We start from the raw sequence: 16,114 nt of genomic DNA, 5'->3' as shown, positions 1-16,114 counted from the left end.
TCTGAAGAAAACAACGCCGCTGAGGCCCGATCAATCATTTAACTTACGCCGCCTTGCGTGTTCCCCCGTATGGTGCCGATATCGTGTGCTCAAAACGCATTGACTAACGGAACGCAATTAGACAACGGATGTGAAGCACTGACCGCGTGTGACCACATCTGTTTGCATCCGAGGCGCATAGTTCTTTGAACGCGAGAGAATGCAGGCGAGCTTCCGTCGCGACGACCACATTCAACGATGTCTTTGAGCCTGAAGAGGTTGGTAGCGTTTTCCTGGAGTTCAGGGTCACCGCATCCGCTCAAGAGATCCGGCAACTTCGCATCGAAAACCTTCCGGATCGAAACTTACCTCAGGCGGCGAACCAAACAAGGATCTGAGCGCCGAACGAACATACTTCGTGCCGTAGCCCTGTCGGGTTGGCTCGGCGACCTTGGGGCCATCTCGCTCAACCCAATGCAATGAGAATACCGGAGCGGCGTCTCCCGAGATCGCCCAGGCAACATCCACACTGCCCTCGTTTTCAGAAAGTGCGCCGTACTTGATGGCGTTGGTGATCAACTCGTGAAGGCACAGGGCAATCGTCGTCGCCGAGTTTCGACTGACGCCTACATCTGGGCCACTCACGTGGATCCGGTTACGTCCGTCACTATTATAGGGCGAAACGGTCAGGTCGACGACAGATGACAACGAGACTTCTTCTCCCCCTGCTTCAAATACAGCCGTATGCACATTGGATAAGGCTTGCAGCCGACCGGTAAAATCTGCCGCCAAATCCTCTGCAGTGGCCGCACCGCGTCGCGTCATCTGAAAAATCGAAGCGACGCTGGCGAGAATATTCTTGATGCGATGATTGAGTTCCAGTCGCAGCTCCACCTCACGATCAATGGCGTCACGCACTTGTTTCTGGCGAAGCCGCACAAGTAGGTTCGTCTGAATACCATTGACGAGCTCCAGCTGCGCGATCGGACGCGTGTGAAACAAGAGACGGGCGCGCGGCCATGCTCGTTCGAGCTGGCTGCGAATGCGAGCGATCGGCGCCGCCCGCTCCAGCAACACCAGGATCGGAACTTCCGACCAGTCAGGCTGTGCCGAGAGATGTATACCTATTGCGGTGACGACCGCCGGGCTCAATGCTTCGTGGGTAATGACGATGACGCCGGGAGACAAAGACAGATGATGGGCTAAATTGTCTGTCCTGACGTGGTTGACGGGCACCCTTTGCTCACGCAGGAACGCGGCGATATAGTCGGCGTCCTTGCGGAAGGGGGCAAGGACTAGCACCCAGTCCAGTTCGATTTCGCCTGGCGCTACGTTCATTTCGGATCGGGTAGTGGATTATAGGAAACCACACTAACGCTGCCACTCTCGATCAACAGCTCCTGGATATTGAGGTCGTGCGGACCGTGGCGCTTTTTGACCACAGTGATGTTTCGTCGCAGGCGCCCTTCGTGCTCCATGATGCGCAGCAGGAGAACAGTGTCGCCGAGAAAGCTGACGTCAACGTCAATGCCCACGTTTTGGCCGATCAGACCATGCTGGGCGACGATCAACATGGTGAGCACGCCAGAGCGGGCAAGGAATTTAAGCAGCGACTGAATATCGCGAACCGCTTTTTCCCGGTGTGGCAGCGAGTTCAGATAACCGGTCAGGCTATCGATGACGACGACACGCGCTTTGCTCTGCGTGACTGCTTCCTGAACGATCTGGCCGAACTCGCCGGGCGAGATTTCATTCGGATTGAAATCCCGCAGGATGAGCTTGCCATCCTTGTGGAATTGCCTGAGCTGCATCCCCAAGCCTTCGGAGCGCCGGAAGAATGTCTCCAGCCTCTCTTCGAACAGGAACAACGCGACATTTTCACCGCGTTCAAGCGCCGCAGTCGCATAGAGCGATGACATGGTCGATTTGCCGGTGCCCGACTGCCCGATGACCAACGTGGTTGTTCCCGCCTCTTGGCCGCCACCAAACATGTCATCAAGCGCTCCGACTCCGGACTTGATCAGTTCTGGCTTAGTCGTGTCCGACGCCATGCTTGGCATGATCCGTGGGAAGACCACGATGCCCTCGCCTTCGCGGATAGCCATGTCGTGATATCCCTCTGCGACAGGAACGCCGCGCATCTTGGAAACCTCCACGCGACGGCGCACCCCGCCATATTCCTCCAACGCTTTGTCGAAGCGAATCACCCCATGTGCCAGGCCTTCGACCTCTTCGCCGCTGCGATCATAGCCCGCAACCTGGGTATCCAGTAGCAGTGCTACCACATTGCGCTTGGCAAGAAAGGACTTGAACCCGATCAACTCGCGGCGAAACCGCGGTGAATCACCGGTTATCAGGCGGATCTCCAGAAGGGAATCATAGACCAGCCGCCTCGGTTTATGTTCTTCTATCGCCGCCTCGACCGCCTTTCGCGTTTGATCGAGCCGGAGATCTGTAGTCAGAAATATACTCTGGTCATCGGCTTCGTTGACCGCGCCAGACGTCGCCAACTCCTCGACGCGAATGCCATCGAGCGTCCAGCCGTGCGAAACAGCGATAGCCTCGAGTTCTGCGGCGGTCTGCGACAGCGTGACGTAGATGCAGCTTTCCCCTGCCTCCACCCCTGCGCGCAAGAACTGGAGCGCGGCCGTCGTCTTGCCGGCGCCCGGGGCTCCCTGCAGCATATAAAGATTTGATGCTGGCAGGCCGCCGCGCAGGATTTCGTTCAGCCCTGCAATACCTGTGCTGACAAAGGCAGGCGTTTTCCGTTTTGGCATATCTCGTCTTTCAAAAACTGTATCGTATCCCTCAGGAAATCCCGCATCACCTGAAAGATGCCTAGGCAACATATTCGGTCTCCCCAAACAATCAATGACGTCGAGCGCGGTTCGTGACGACGTCGCCGACGATAGGGCCGCTGAGCGGACCGGAGCGCTCAGTGCCAGTGCGTCCTCACGACCAGAAGATGCCCTTTTCCCAGAGAAACGTTTTTCGACGCCGTGGAATGGAAACTACTTAACTTCCCGTGGTTTGCCGCTGTTACGCCAACAAAAGCCGCGCAGATGCGATGAAGTTCGCTCCTTGTATTAGTCTGTTGCGCGCGCCCGGTCGCGACGGGTCTAGCCATCTAAGTCTCCGGCAGCGCTCCTCCCCAGCGGCGACATCCGCCTTGGGGTCAAGATATGGATCTGGAAGATAAATCACCTTCCCTCGGAAGCTGACGGCAATTGCCTTCGAAACCGTGTCGAAAAGGATTGCCATGTCAGATTCATTGGTGAATTGATACATATCCTCGAAAGGGTTGGAAGCCGGGCCGCTTAATGTTCGCTCCTGTGCTGTTATCGTTGACGGCCCGTCGATCCGCTCGATGTCTGGATCTTTTTCTTATCACGCGCGTCAGGCGTTTGAGGCCGGCCCTATGGCTGCTCTGAATGCAGCCAAGGAAGCGATCGTTAGCTCACTGGCTAGATCCTAGTCAGTCGGGCTGTAGTGAGAATTGATTCCTCATGGCGGCCTACTAGCGCGAATAGCGCAGATTTTTAGTGTCGCAGGAGCTGTCTAATCGCCCCGTTACTTTATCTTCTCACCAATGGTCCGACGGCGATACTTTGTAAGGAAAGACAACGACGGCACATAGTCGGTAATCGATGCCGTCACCAATGACGTGGCCAATATTCGGGGAGCATTGCTCATCGGCCTCGATGTGGATCGTGCCGAAGATGCTGCCCAATCGCTCAATCTGGAGGAAGCAGTTTGAAGCGCTGAACCAAGGAAGGGGGATAGCTTGAACCGCAATCTCATCGTCCGGCCCTTCTTGCGTTCGTTACCCCGGCCGTGCCCTGATCTGTTCGCCCGATGGGTGGAAAGCATGCAGAAGTCAATCTTGTCGATGAGGTTTAATGCGCGGGTGAGTCGTCTTTGCTGGTCATGTTCTGGCTCCCGGCTGGCGAGCTTGAAACTCCGCCGCAGGCTCGAGTTCCGGTTTCCTGGCGACATGTCGACCCCTCCGAAAATCAGTCTGCCTCTTTGCCCAATGTATCCGCCACATGCGCGCCGCGACCGCCCATAGGCAACGGCGATCCCGTCGTGGAATCCTTGGCGGTCTGATGTTCGAGTTCTGCGTTCATTTCGGCGCCGACGATGAGAATAATCATCAATATCCATAACCAGACCATGAAGGCGATGAGCGCGCCAAGCGTCCCGTAGGTTGCATTGTAGTTGGCGAAATGATCGAGATAGAACGAGAACAGAACGGATGCGACCAGCCACAGGACGGTGGTGAGCGCCGCGCCCCAGCTGAGCCAGCGCAATTTTGCGCGCTCCCGGCTCGGCCCATATCGATAGAGCGTGGCGACCCCGAGGAGAACAAGCGCTAGGATCGCAGGCCAACGAGCAAGTCTGGTCAGCAGCTCGATCCATCGGTCGAGCCAAAAGTATTTGAGAACGGCGGGAACGACACCGACGGCAACGATTAGTCCAGCGGTAATTGCGATTGCTCCGAACGTGAAGGCGAGAGACACCAGATTGTATACGATGAACCCTCGTTTCTCGTCTTCCTCATAGGCCACGTTCATCGCGTCGCAGAGTGCCTTAATGCCGTTGTTGGCGCTCCAAAGCGCCACGATCAAACCTGCGATGAAGCCCAAGCCGAGAGACCCCGCCTTTTGCTGCGTGAGAGCGGTCAACTGGTTGAGAATGAGATCGAATGAGCCACGCGGAAAGACGTTCACAGAAAGCCGATATGGCTCGCGATCGTCGTTGGATCTGCGACCAACCCATATAGCGAAACCAGCGCCCCGAGCGCAGGAAAAAGGGCAAGAAGCAGATAGTAGGTCACGCCGGCCGCAATCAGCGGCACCCGATCCTCGTTCACCCCAGAGACGATGCGATAGAGGACGTCCTTCAATCCCCTCGCTGGGATCTCTTTCGGAGTGTCCGCGGATCGGCCTCGATCTGGCTGTTCCCCAAGATCGTCGCCCGCCGCGGTGCCATCTGCCTGGTCGCTCACGCCTCCGCCCGCCTCTAAGAGTATCCGTCCTTGGCGAAACAGTTTAACGCCACTCATGTTCCATGCGATACTCATAGGGCAGGGTCGACGCCTTACTATCTTAGTCCACGACAGATAAAGGCGGGCGAATCTGTCGTCGCGTCGAGTCGCTCGACGGACAAGGATGTCGCGAAAATGAGAGTAAACGCTGACCGGATCTGTTGCAGCCGGATCGCCGGCCAGCGTTATGGCCCGGCAGCGGCAGCTGGCCGATTCCGAATGCACCAGCTGGGAGACCGGCACCACGGAAAGCTCGTCATCCCACCTGGAATATGTTTCCGAGGAATCGACGGAAATCGCAACTTCCGAAGAGAGCGAGGAAGACGACGGTCGAGGAGGACCTGACACAGGACGAGCGGGCTGACGCTGATTCCGGCGACAATGCGGACGACAGCTCGGGTGATGACTGCAGCGACGAGTGAAACGAGTAGGTGCGACTTAAGAAGGTATGCCTCCGCACTCGGCGTGAATTTCGCCGAAGCGGAAGCCGTCCCAATCTCCAAGGCGAAGGTAGCGCTTGCCCGCCGGCAGGGGCGAGCAGACGGGATCGGATGGTCTGCCACACGGGCGGGGCTGCATGGAACAAGCAAGGTTGCCGTTGTTCGTTGAGAACCGACGAACTCATCTCATCGCAACAGGTTATTCAGCCGAATCGAACCAAACCCGATTCTACGCGTTGAGCTAGGTCGGAGGACCATCAGGTGCAACGCATCGCGCAGGTAAGCGCGGTGGAGATGACCAGGGTACCCCCAGGAGATGTACATTGAGTGTCACAACCCTTCTCATCATCGTTGTTGTAGTTCTACTTATTGGCGGCGGCGGCATGTTCGGCCGAGGGCGCTGGTATTAGGATCACTATTCCTCTTCGATAGTGCGCTGCTGCGACCGCGTAGTGCCAATCGATATCTATGCCTGGCTGCCCCCCAAGGCAGAGACTCTGCTTTACGGCGCGCTTCTGCTACAGAAGAAGATATCCATGTTGGCGGTGACGACCCTGATCTCCTGCGCCCAAACTGTCTTCAGGGGTCAAGAAGCCCAGGAGATCGGATTTGATGGGGTTGGGTGATGTCGACGAGGCGCCTGCCAGCGCCTCGCCGTGATGCTTCACGACCTCGAAGACCGCTGAGTATGGGACCGCCAGGATAACGATGACCCGGCCAGAGCCAAAACCTGTCGTCGCGCCGGTGCCGAGCTCATCGGCCAGCGTCTAACGCGGGGCGTCGCGAGCCATCACCTCTATGGCGTGTCCTGCTTTTACGGCAAGGCCGGCGACGCCTGCGCCATACCGCCTGAGCCGATGATGCTGATAGTGCTCATGTTCGTGTCCCTTGCGGGATTCTTTGTGACGTCTCGTTTCGTGTTGCGGGCTGGGTTTCTGTTGCCATGTACGCGCAAGCACTGAATCTAGTGGATCATCGATCCGTTTATAATTGGACCAGCGACCGTCATCGAGCGCGGGACCGAGGCCATGCGCGATATTGCCCGCCGGGCGGGGGTTGGATTGACCACACTGCCGCACCATTTCCCGAGGCGGGAGGATTTGTTCGAAGCGTTGCTACGGACGAAGCTGGACGTATTGACACAGAGGGCAGGTAAACTTGAAACGTCGACGCCACCTACGAAGCGCTCCTGATCTGCTTTCGCGCGTGGATCGCATTCACCCAAAGCCACAAGGCGTCGTCGCCCTGATGGCGGCTGCCCATACGAACCCGGACTCCGCTCTTGATGCTTCATGCGCCGCGCTGCACGCCGCGAGTGCGCGACTGTTGTCCCATGCTCAGGCGGAGGGACGGCGCGCAGTGATATGACTGGAGACGACCTGTTTGGCCTCATGTCTGCGCTCGGCTGGCTCGTCGACCTACCTTCTATCGCCACAGTGCGGGAAATATCGGCGTCCGCGACCATAAGACCGTTGCGCGTCGTGCACTCTGTCCTCGGCGCGTCTTACGAATGGCATACCCTAAAGGCTACCAGTAACAGTGCCCGAGCGTTGACAAGCTATCGGAAGGCCGCCTCGCGCTATCACCCGACATCCTATTTGCGCCCCTATCTTTCCACGCGGTATTCGCATAGGCGAGGGAGGCCGTCCATGGCAGCCTCTCTCGATCTGTCGGACAGTTGGCGGTAGTCGTTAGCCGTTTTGAACCGCGGCCGCTGCCTGGCGAATGACGTCGATGACAACATCGGGGTGAGAGAGCATCGGCACATGGCTGCTCTCCACCTCAGTGACGGTCGCTCCCATACGCTCCGAGACCCAGCGTTGCAGGTTGGGATGTACAGTGTGGTCTTGCGTCGCCAGGACGTACCAGCTCGGCTTCGACCGCCACGCTATATTGTCGGCGCTGAGCTTCTGTTGGTGAAAAAGATCGTAGACGGGCGCATAGTGGGTCGCCCATATGAGCTTCTGCTCTTCCTCGGAGAGGTCTCCGGCGAAGAACTCGGTGCCGTTCGGAAGCATCCAGGCGCGCCCATCGGCGACCTCGACGCGAGAGAAGATATCCGATGGATACTTATCGAGCTGGTCCTGTACGGTCTCGCCCGCATCTGGTGCGACCGCTGCAATGTAGACCAGGCCAACCACGCGCTCATCAACGCCGGATGCCGTGATGGTGGCTCCGCCGTAGGAATGACCGACGAGGAGAACAGGACTCCCGACACGGTTAAGCGTGCGCTTCACCGTCGCCAAATCCTCTTCAAAAGAGTCCAGTCCATATTGAACTGCGATAACTTCGTGCCCGTCCGCCTGCAATGCGGGGATTACTTTGCTGAAGCATGAGCCATCAGCCCAAATGCCATGGCAGAACACGACGGTAAGCTTGGGTGCTGTAGGCATTTTACCTTCTCCTTCTGGTTGGACTTAGTTGATTGCGGAAACGTCCGTTGGAAGCCGTTGAAGTCCCCACGGCTTCTTTCGAAGATCATTAGACCGGATCGTCCTATTAGGCGGCGTCTCTGGTCAGATTGGATAGTCAAGCGCAGCCACGGCGGCGGCGAAGCCGCATATTTCCCCGTGCGGCAAGTCTTTCGGTGAATGACTTGTTACCCGCACAGGGATCGGCAGATCGTCAATTGAAAGATAGAGCGGGGTGCCGCCCTCCCCAGACGGCATCGCAATGTGCCAGGATAGTGGTGTTTACAGCCACTGAGCGGAAAGGACGGCAACCGTGACGAAAGATACAATGATCGGGGTGGATTTGGCAAAGACGGTTTTTCAGATCCATGGGGCGTCGATGACGGGGGAGCTGAAGTTTGGGAAGAAATTGTCGCGAGCTCCTCGTGCCCGGCATGTCGAAGTCGGTGAACATGACCCTGATCTTAGGATCGGCGTTCAAAATGGCGATCGCCTCGTTCGCGTTTGCAGCTTCATGGACGACCAATCCCTCGTCCTACAAAAGAACCGGGATGTTCATGCGGATAAAAACTTCGTCCCAACGACCAGCACCGTGATGCTATCACTCGCCCTGAAGCGTCGCCGCCGAAGACATGTCATGATCGAATAAATAACGTCATAAGAACGAGGAGTTGACGCGGGCCAGTAAAGGGCCTAGTGAGGTCGTGACGATATTTTCTTGCTGAGCTTTGGTTATTGCGCGATTAGCACTCCGCCCTGAACGAACCCTCCCTTTAAAACAATCGCTATCATCATCCGCAGCGCGTTCGCGTGGCGGTCGTTTCTTATTGCTATGAGAGGGTTCATCATGACCACTGGCACAGTTAAATGGTTCAATTCCACCAAGGGCTTCGGCTTCATTCAGCCTGATAACGGCGGCGCCGACGCCTTCGTTCACATTTCAGCCGTCGAGCGCGCCGGAATGCGCGAAATCGTCGAAGGCCAGAAGATCGCCTACGAACTCGAGCGCGACAACAAATCGGGCAAGATGTCGGCCGGCAATCTCCAGGCTGCTTAATCAGTTTCTGCTGCTTTCCATTGACCACGGATGTACTGGCACTGTCGAAAGCAAATCACCAACCCGGGTCAGGCAGATTGCCTGGCCTTTTTTTTGCCTCATGACAAGACAGCACAGGCTGACCGGCAACGAGCGCTATGACAGGAGGATCTGATGACGGATCAAGCTAACGAATTGCAGGCGATCAATACCGCCTGGCAGATTGCCATCCAGGAAATCTTACGCATGGTCGTCCGCGACATCTATAAATCCGGGGATGAAACCACGTTTCATGCGCACATCAAGCGTATTGAAGAGGCTGCGGTCGATAGTATCTATACCGGGCTAATGCTTCGGGGAACCGATGAGTGGACGGAAATTCTCGTCAAGGAAAAGGCTAGTAACTTCGTTACAACGCTTTTGACGTCGTTCACTTTTGACAAGGTCTGAACACGGCTGTTCCCGTGCAAACACGCCCCGCCCGCCAAGCGCGTTGTATTCGAGACAGGACCGTTATCGACATGGTTCTGTCATGCGCCAACGGCCGAAGGGGTCCAGCAATCTGCATCGAAGCGCGGCACCGCAGAAGGTCTTGGACGAGACGCTCAACAAGACCGACGCCAGTGACGCGGATGGCTTGGCCCATTTGGCCGAAGCGGGCTTCTACAAAGCAGTCCGGGTAAAGGACCCATCGCTGCCACATCCCACCGGGCAGCCTATCGAAATTTCGCAACCGCCCGAAGTTTCCCGTCAAGCGCGCGGGCGTGTCTGTTCCGGGTTATGATATTGGATACAGATTGGGAGCGAACGACGATTCGTGGTGCTCTGTCCTGCGGACCAACCCGTTTTAAATGGCGGACAAGCTGCTAGCTGCAGACCCCGCGGCCAGTCGGATCGGTTCTAGAACATATCGCACGAGTGCTGACGTTTGAGATCTTGTTCGGACCGTTGGGCGTCGCATTCACACTCGACATGCCATTGTGGATAATTCAGTTCCGCAACGATCTGGCGCGATAGTTGGCGTTAGGAAAAGGTGAAAACAACTGTGGCTGCCAGTGGCGGCTACGCTTGCCTTGTTGATACTTCCTAGATCACCCGACCCTGCGTCGTTATCAGCAGATCTTCTTCCTCGTCACGCTGCCTGCCACCGAGAGCAGCGGATGCGGATGCGATAAATGCTCCCACCAGCAGGGAAATCGAACCGACAAGCGCGGACATTGCCGCGGCCTTGCGCGCCTTGTCCGCTACTTGTTTCGCCGCAGCCTTCGCATCGTCGATCTGCTTCAGAACCGTGTTCACCCTAGCACGGGCATCCGCCTCGGCGAGCCCCGTCCGGGCGGAAACAATACTTGCGATGTAGGTCTTGTCGCCGTCCGGGACCTGCCCGTTTGCGGCGCCCTGAAGGAGGATGCGGGAGATTTCGGCTGTCGCCGCGCCGTCGTCGCTTCCTGTACGGGCGCTCGCCCGTTCGGGGCGCAGAAGGGCGTCCGTGAAGTACGATGTCGAACGATCGGGACCCGAAGTCGCCACGGCGGCAGTTCCGACCGCGCCTGCCGCAACCGTAGCAGTGCCGACAGCGCTCGCGCCTACACCCGCTAGGGACGTTAGAGAGGAGGCGAGGAACCCGGCCACGAATAGAGTTGCAAGTGCCCAACTAATGAAGCGGGGCCTTCGCGCTCCAGTTTGCCGTAACGCGGCGTCTTTTTTTTCTCCATGCCCTACGACGTTCGCGAGTTGACCCGCACGCTGGTCTCGATGGCAGCTTGAAAATTACCTCGGAGGATATTGGCTCGACCGGTCGTTCGTTCGCCGCTCTTGTCTTGCGTTGCCGATACTCCACTTCTAATGCAGAAGATCAATCACTGGAGGTTTGTCATGCCACCTCGCAAGTTAACCGATACCGCGAAGCTGGAACGCTCCGCCACGAAAATCGGCGAACCAATTCCGAAGGCGATCGTAGATGTCAACGCGGCGTCGGTCGGCATCCCTCCACAGCCCGACCACGATCCTCGCGTAGAGCTGGAAGCGCTTCGCAAGCAGCTCGGCGTCCTTCGGCAACAGGTGACGGACGCCGCACAGGCGGCAAAACGCGGCACACGACAGGCGGCATGGCAGACTGAAGCGGCCGTGAAGCTCTATCCCGTGTCGGCGTTGGTGGTGGTGGCGGCCTTCGCAGGTGCGTTCGCCTTTGCGGTCGCCGCACTTCGGACCACGCCCTCGCGTTCGCGCTACGACAGTGCGCTCGATGAGGTTCGCGGTCTCTACGATCGCGCTCGTGACCGGTTCTGACCTGAATGGGTGAGCACACAAATTCGTGATGAACGAGGCGTAGCGGATACTGTGCCGGGACTTCGACCTGCGCCCTGAGATGAGCCGGCTGTGCACCGTTTATATGACGCCGCAGTGATCTTCACCCCGGCCACAAAAGACTGGAGGGACCGGAGCAAGCACGGCTTGTTTATATGATTGGCGCACTCGACGGGATTCTGTTTACCGTTGCGAATTTCCATACTCCTGATCGCGCAGTCTGGTTGGCGTGCATCCGGAAGACAACGGTATATGCCATCTTGCATGACGTCGACAAACTGCTAGGCGACCACCCAGTCATATCAAACCAAACCGGTGTCGTATGCCATATCGACGGTCGTGGGAGAGTTCCAGCCGCGCTGAGTGATTGATGAAAGCAGCACGGGCCTACAACCGCGAACCGTTGCCCCTTTCGAGCGATTGTTATGAACTGTCAGAGCGAGCTCGCATCAGCTTGGAAGGTAGAACCCCTAATGCAAGTTATTGAGCAGCCTTAGCCTTGAATGCACGACCCGTTGCACCGACTCTACCGCAGCCGGGAGTATTTTGTAGGGGATCACTTCCGATTTCTGTTTCGCCAATCCTTCCTCCAGTCCCCTCCGCCACGCGACACGCAGTTCCGTGTTGATGTGCACGACGTTGATGCCGGCTTTTACCGCCTGCTCCAAGTCAGCGTCTGCCGTTCCCGACCCCCCATGCAGAGTCAAAAAGACGTTGGTTGCCGCCTTGATTTCCTGAATTCGATCAATCCGAAGATGTTTCTTCGTCTCGCCATCCACCATACTCTGCAGCATGCCATGGGCATTTCCGACAGCCGGCGCGAGGATATCAACCCCGGTGGATTCGACAAAATGTCTTGCCTCGGACGCTGTCGTTAAGACCTGTTCGGAAATCTCCATATTCTGATGGATTTCCGAACCTGTCCCAATATCCCCGATCTCGCCCTCGATCAGAATTGATGGATTCGCGGACTTAAGCACCTCGATAGCTTCTTTGGTTTGTCTGATGTTCTCTTCGAATGGAAGGGCGGACAAATCGAAAACCACGGAATCGAATCCGGCATTCACGGCCTCAAGAGCGCTGGCCAGTGAGCGAGTGTGGTCCGCGTTCAGGAAAATCGGCCAATCGAACTGGTCCCTGAGGCTCCTTACAACAGCAGCCAGCTGCGTTGTTCCAAAGAACTTTCTCTCCCCCTCGGACGCGCCGACCACTACTGGCACCTGCAGCTCCTGTGAGGCGTTAAAGACAGCCTTTATCAACGTGAGATCGGCGACATTAAAATGGCCGATCGCCACGCCGCGGGACTCAGCCGTCTGCAGGATTTCGCGAAAGGTTTCCATGCGACACCTCCATTAACTCGATGGTCCATAGCCGTCTCATGAGGGCCAATTTTTACAAACCATGATCTAAAACTCAAAAATGCGGATGACAATGGAGAGCAAAAGGTTTTCGGAGAAGAAAACCAACGTTCGATAGGATCTCGATCGAGAAGTGCCCCAGCGCGCAAGGCCAAGTGTATGACGCAAGCGAGGGATGCCCAGCCAAGTCGGCAGAGTGGCGGAATCATCTTTGGCGGTCTAAACGAAGGCTGGACCCGGTAAAACGGCCTCCACTTTCCCGGCGACCCCGGGTTTTGGGCTCTCGGCATGGCGGCGATGATGGGAGGAACGATGAGGGCGCCCTTGTGCCAGGATGAAGCCAACGAAACAGCCGAACGCAATGAAGGTGAGCCGACCGCATCGCCCGCCGGTTGAGCAGCCTGCCGAACCAGCCCTGTGCATTGGAGATTGCCGGGCTCTGCATCAGGCCAGAAGATCGAGACAGGCGCTGCGACAAAAGACTGTGATGAAGTAGCTGAACTGCTGAGAAGTGGGCATTCTCGGACACGAAGCTCTACCGAGCGCAACCCCGCCAAGCTCGTGCGGCCGCGACATCGCCAACACCTCATCTGCTTAATGCATATCTTCGCACGTCGCGACTCCGTGACCGGGCGAAGCACGGTTTTACCTGAACCATGCCGCGATCGTAGCGCGCGGGGATGTCAGTTTGTGATCGACCACTGCAAGCGCCCTGACGATGACGAACACGGTACCGAATACCTTAGCCCATCCCTGGTTGGCTTTTGAATCGTCCTTAACGACCAAGACGCGTGTTCTGCCCTCATGCATCGAACATCTCCTATCGCTCTCGTTCGTCGCGCTCGCGTTGATGCCGCTGTTCGGCTTCCCGCTCCATTTCCTCTAGCCGCGGGACGTGCTGTCTGGCTGGGTCACTTCTGGAGGTATCGCCGGTCTGCTCGTCAGGATCGTCGCGTCGCTGGGGCTCGCTGTCGCTCTGCGGTTGCCGCGCCTCGGTAGTTGGTTCACGGGGCCGGGTTGATGCATCGCTTCGCTGATGAGGCATTGGATCGCGGGGGCCAACCCGCCCAGTCCTTTCGCGTTCTGTGCTTTGTCGTTCTCTCTCGATTGCTTGCAAAGCGGTCTTCAGCTCATCGTCGACCTCGTGTCCGTTGTCCCGTTCTTCGCGAGGCGCCTCGGAAATTCTTTGATCGGCTATTCCGGGAGCGGTTCTTTCCTCGGTGACCTTCACGAGTTCGCGTCGAACATTGACGTGATCACGTGCCGCGGCGGCGATCTCCTCGAAGTCTTTCCGTTCTTCTGGCGGCATCACACGCCCTGCCTGGAAGAGCGCCGCCTCGACGCGCTTTTCGTAAGCTTCAAACTCTGGTCGCGTCATGTGCCGCATATCATCAGTCTCCGAAACAAGCGCAGCCAACCTTACCAAGTGTGATCGGAATTGCGAGCCTGTATTTGGCTGTTCGCCATAAGCGGCTACCCCTTGCTCAGCAGGCGCCCTACCTTCATTAAGGCGCATGAGCTGCGCAGTGGCAAAATCCTGACTGAGCCGGGAGAGCCTGGTGTTGCTCTGGTCCTGCCATTCTCGTCGGGCAGCCAGCATATAGGCTTGTCCGGATGTCGTCGTCGCGGGACTTGGCTCATCACGTCGCTTTGCATCATAGCGACTTTGCGCCCCATCGCTCGTCCCCTCATGTTGAGTGCGACCGATCATGTTCATCGGGCGAACCTTATTTTTCGAATAGCTAGCGGGGCTGGCGCGATCACGCCGATCGGTCATCTCCATATTAAGGCCCTGCGCCCGTGCCTTTTCAGCCATGTTGAGGCGCCACTGGCGAAAGGTCGCAATCGTCGTTTCGAGCCGATCACCGGCGTCCGAGCGCATGGCAACGATCGCATGCACATGGACATGGGGACGCTTGCCGCCGGCGTCCTCAGCCTTCGGATCGCTGGAGACCTCGTGAAGCGAAAACACGTATCGATGGTTCGCAAATTGGCTCCCCAGAAAATCACGGGCCGCATCCTGGAAGGCCACAGCATCGGTGCCGGCGCGTGCCGACAGGATCAGGTGCATGACATCGCGCGGCTTGCGGCTGTGGAGTTGATTGCGCCAATCCTGCTGGACAAGATCACCGGCGCGCTTGCCGTCCGCAATCGCTCGGCCCTCCTGGTCTTGGACGGCACCCTCATGTTTTTCCACGAGCGAGCGCAGCCGGCTCGTACCGTAGTCGGTGCCGTTGCCATAGCCGGTAAATTGGAAGTCTGTACCGCTTGCGCCGTTTTGACCCTTATCGATCCGCCCTTGAACGATATCCGTCGCCTTGGCGTCGGCGGTCAGCCTTTCGCCCTGCCCGCTCCGCAGCACAGTAACGCCATCGATATCAAAGCCGGATCCATCGGGGCGCTCGGACACGGCGATTGCGAATGCGCGGTCGCCGAGCCCGTCTTTGACGATCGTCCGTGCGCGCTCGAGCAGGTTTCTGCTATCAATCAGGCGGTCCTCGACGGCGATCTTGAACTGGCCGATATCCCTGCTCTCAGTGCGGTTCTTCAGGAGATGATCCCACTCGGTTGCTACGGTCGAAAGTTGGTCGCGACCTCGGAGTTGATCGCCGCGTTCGTTCTCGACCACGACGGCGCCATTGCGGGAGACATAGTTTATCATCGCCCCCAATCGCCCGCCGCCACTGAACGACGCCATCTTGACGACCGTCGGCTGACTACCGGAGGCAAGCCCCGCAAACCTTGCCCGCATCGGTCGATCGGCACTGCGTTGCCCTGCCGCTCTTCCGGCCGACGTCAAATTAGCAGTCCCGGATGAAAAGCGCGTCCTCTTTCCTGCCGCCCCTGGCGTGGCAACAGAGCCGCCCCGGCGACGCCTTTCATCGTCGTCTGGCACCCGACGCCGCCCGAGTGACAGATCATGGAGGAATGCCGCCCTGCGCTGCTGCCATTCTGTGGCGAACGCTCCAAGAAAGATTTCCATCAGCTTTTCCGGCTACGGGTTCGAGCGCCACGCTCGGCAAATGCTTTCAGCTCCAGCAGCAGGGCGGCGACGGCGCGATGAACATCGTTGATCACCACCCTCTCCTCTTCCGGGCGGCCTTGCTTCCTTCGGTTTGCCGCCCGTGCGAATTGATTGAGGTTCACGCCGATGGCCCTGACCTCGGCGAGCAGCAATCCAAGGATTGCAAGATCCGAGTCCGTCAAGAACGGACGCACGCCTGCCCCCTCTAGCGTCAGCGACCGAATGAATGCTGAGACTGTCAGGCCGGCTGCTTTCGCTGCCTTCTCGATCATGCTGATTTCTGTCACGCCGAACCTGGCGTGAACCACCTTTGACTTGCGCTCATTGGCGATCACCGTGACCGTCTCAATCTCCGAAATCTCGCTCATCGGACGCTCCTAAAAAGCCGACCGCAGGTCTCATCGATGGCCTGTCCGTCGATAGCCAGCAAATTTGTATCACAATTTTGCGTATCCTGCCAAACCACCACTACCGATTCAGTAACATTTTGATAAGCCCATGAGATCGCGAC

General features: G+C 57.7%; 11 protein-coding genes and 5 pseudogenes. 7 read left to right on the top strand and 9 right to left on the bottom strand.

The window, feature by feature from the left end:
• Window positions 1-285 precede the first annotated feature (285 nt).
• From CPY51_RS04085 to CPY51_RS04070, 3 genes and pseudogenes are all read right to left on the bottom strand, one after another.
• Window positions 286-1,317: a sensor histidine kinase gene (locus CPY51_RS04085; RefSeq protein ID WP_111158761.1), complete on the bottom strand. Its 1,032-nt coding sequence runs from the start codon at window positions 1,315-1,317 to the stop codon at window positions 286-288.
• The gene (locus tag CPY51_RS04080) at window positions 1,314-2,756 is read right to left on the bottom strand and encodes an ATPase domain-containing protein (RefSeq protein WP_111158760.1); all 1,443 of its coding nucleotides are present in this window, start codon (window positions 2,754-2,756) and stop codon (window positions 1,314-1,316) included. The genes CPY51_RS04085 and CPY51_RS04080 overlap by 4 nt, the downstream gene beginning before the upstream one ends.
• Before the next feature lie 1,236 nt (window positions 2,757-3,992).
• Window positions 3,993-5,062: pseudogene (locus tag CPY51_RS04070) on the bottom strand (YihY/virulence factor BrkB family protein).
• A gap of 817 nt (window positions 5,063-5,879) precedes the next feature.
• Here CPY51_RS04070 and CPY51_RS33980 point away from each other — a divergent pair.
• Window positions 5,880-5,999, top strand: a pseudogene (locus CPY51_RS33980) (NADH-quinone oxidoreductase subunit B); the annotation flags it as partial.
• Between the two features lie 495 nt (window positions 6,000-6,494).
• Window positions 6,495-6,659: a TetR/AcrR family transcriptional regulator gene (locus CPY51_RS33125; protein ID WP_244598426.1), complete on the top strand. Its 165-nt coding sequence runs from the start codon at window positions 6,495-6,497 to the stop codon at window positions 6,657-6,659.
• 498 nt (window positions 6,660-7,157) lie between these two features.
• Here CPY51_RS33125 and CPY51_RS04060 read toward each other — a convergent pair whose 3' ends face one another.
• Window positions 7,158-7,859: an alpha/beta fold hydrolase gene (locus CPY51_RS04060; protein WP_111158758.1), complete on the bottom strand. Its 702-nt coding sequence runs from the start codon at window positions 7,857-7,859 to the stop codon at window positions 7,158-7,160.
• Between the two features lie 331 nt (window positions 7,860-8,190).
• On the opposite strand from CPY51_RS04060, the pseudogene CPY51_RS34190 reads away from it, so the two are divergent.
• From CPY51_RS34190 to CPY51_RS04040, 4 genes and pseudogenes are all read left to right on the top strand, one after another.
• A pseudogene (locus CPY51_RS34190) lies at window positions 8,191-8,295 on the top strand (IS110 family RNA-guided transposase); the annotation flags it as partial.
• A gap of 429 nt (window positions 8,296-8,724) precedes the next feature.
• A complete protein-coding gene (locus CPY51_RS04050; RefSeq protein ID WP_111158756.1) occupies window positions 8,725-8,934 on the top strand; it encodes a cold-shock protein in 210 nt (69 codons plus the stop codon).
• A 153-nt stretch (window positions 8,935-9,087) separates the two neighbouring features.
• Window positions 9,088-9,363, top strand: coding sequence for a hypothetical protein (locus CPY51_RS04045; RefSeq protein WP_111158755.1), 276 nt, complete (start codon window positions 9,088-9,090; stop codon window positions 9,361-9,363).
• A gap of 18 nt (window positions 9,364-9,381) precedes the next feature.
• Window positions 9,382-9,598: pseudogene (locus CPY51_RS04040) on the top strand (IS110 family transposase); the annotation flags it as partial.
• A 401-nt stretch (window positions 9,599-9,999) separates the two neighbouring features.
• On the opposite strand, the pseudogene CPY51_RS04035 reads toward CPY51_RS04040, so the two are convergent.
• Window positions 10,000-10,575, bottom strand: a pseudogene (locus CPY51_RS04035) (hypothetical protein); the annotation flags it as partial.
• Between the two features lie 213 nt (window positions 10,576-10,788).
• Between CPY51_RS04035 and CPY51_RS04030 the strand changes: the two are divergent.
• Window positions 10,789-11,202 carry a hypothetical protein gene (locus CPY51_RS04030; RefSeq protein WP_111158754.1) on the top strand — a complete coding sequence of 138 codons (414 nt, stop codon included), beginning with the start codon at window positions 10,789-10,791 and terminating at the stop codon, window positions 11,200-11,202.
• 488 nt (window positions 11,203-11,690) lie between these two features.
• On the opposite strand, the gene CPY51_RS04025 is transcribed toward CPY51_RS04030, so the two are convergent.
• From CPY51_RS04025 to CPY51_RS04015, 4 genes are all read right to left on the bottom strand, one after another.
• On the bottom strand, window positions 11,691-12,560 hold the full coding sequence (locus CPY51_RS04025) for a class II fructose-bisphosphate aldolase (protein ID WP_111158753.1): 870 nt from the start codon (window positions 12,558-12,560) through the stop codon (window positions 11,691-11,693).
• 663 nt (window positions 12,561-13,223) lie between these two features.
• Window positions 13,224-13,388 carry a hypothetical protein gene (locus tag CPY51_RS32445; RefSeq protein WP_154677714.1) on the bottom strand — a complete coding sequence of 55 codons (165 nt, stop codon included), beginning with the start codon at window positions 13,386-13,388 and terminating at the stop codon, window positions 13,224-13,226.
• 10 nt (window positions 13,389-13,398) lie between these two features.
• Window positions 13,399-15,561, bottom strand: coding sequence for a conjugal transfer protein TraA (locus CPY51_RS04020; RefSeq protein ID WP_111158752.1), 2,163 nt, complete (start codon window positions 15,559-15,561; stop codon window positions 13,399-13,401).
• A complete protein-coding gene (locus CPY51_RS04015) occupies window positions 15,561-15,971 on the bottom strand; it encodes a plasmid mobilization protein (protein WP_195909416.1) in 411 nt (136 codons plus the stop codon). Before CPY51_RS04015 ends, CPY51_RS04020 begins: the two co-directional genes overlap by 1 nt.
• Window positions 15,972-16,114: the final 143 nt, after the last annotated feature.

Source organism: Arminella tubonensis (assembly GCF_003240585.1).
Taxonomy (GTDB): domain Bacteria; phylum Pseudomonadota; class Alphaproteobacteria; order Rhizobiales; family Rhizobiaceae; genus Rhizobium; species Rhizobium tubonense.
The sequence above is the reverse complement of the archived record's forward strand: the minus strand, read 5'-3'. Positions and strand labels throughout refer to the sequence as shown.